Annotated in this window: 2 protein-coding genes; both read left to right on the forward strand. The window is 37.0% G+C overall.

Going from position 1 to position 752, the window contains the following annotated elements:
* On the forward strand, positions 1 to 286 hold a 286-nt coding region (locus N1032_RS25110), incomplete at its 5' end, for a hypothetical protein (RefSeq protein ID WP_259543291.1).
* A 25-nt stretch (positions 287 to 311) separates the two neighbouring features.
* Complete coding sequence (locus N1032_RS25115) at positions 312 to 683, forward strand: hypothetical protein (RefSeq protein ID WP_259543292.1); 372 nt, start codon at positions 312 to 314, stop codon at positions 681 to 683.
* The last annotated feature ends 69 nt before the right edge of the window (positions 684 to 752 follow it).

Here is a 752-nt window from a genome sequence, read left to right on the forward strand (position 1 = left end):
CCTCCGACTTCTCGATAGAGTTGCTTCTCGAACCGAAGACGGATTATCTATGGAAGAAATTCTCATGGACATAGCACAAGATCCACAGAGTCCATTAGAATTACGATACAAGGCATCTAGTAAAATATTAGATCTTACATTGCCTAGAGCCGCTAGTATTGAAGTGACTATGGAAGAAACTAAATTAACAAAAGAACAAATTGATGCTCGGCTTACTGAGTTGCTATCTCAGGGTTTAAGTTTAACTAACCAATCTCCTGCCTCTGAGAATGATCCTACAAGCTAATGTTTGCTGATAATAAGGATTTCATATGCCAAATATTCTTTCAGGAAGGCTATTGATTGGTATTGCTCTTTTGGTAGTGGGTTTTGGTGCTTTTCTTTACGTACAGAACACAAAGATGATAGCTGATATCACAAATTTAAGCAACCAATTATCCACTATTAACACCGTATTAGAAGAACAGTCTAATCAAATTAATGCTATAAACAAAGCAACACAATCTGCAATCAAGCAGAAGGAAATCAACACTAAGCACAACGAAGGTGTTCAACATGAAATTAGAAAATCTCTCGATAAAGATAAATCTGGTGATTCTCTTATTCCCGATGATATTACTAGTAGGTTGCGTCAGCAAATCGATTCAATACGTCCCGGTAAAACCAATTCCGATAAGCCCTGAGTTGCTTAATGATTGTATTCCCCCAGCACTTCCTGAACCATTTACTTATGCATCTAATGTATTGTATAC

The organism is Herbiconiux daphne (genome assembly GCF_024979295.1).
In the GTDB taxonomy this organism is placed as follows: Bacteria; Actinomycetota; Actinomycetes; order Actinomycetales; family Microbacteriaceae; genus Herbiconiux; species Herbiconiux daphnes.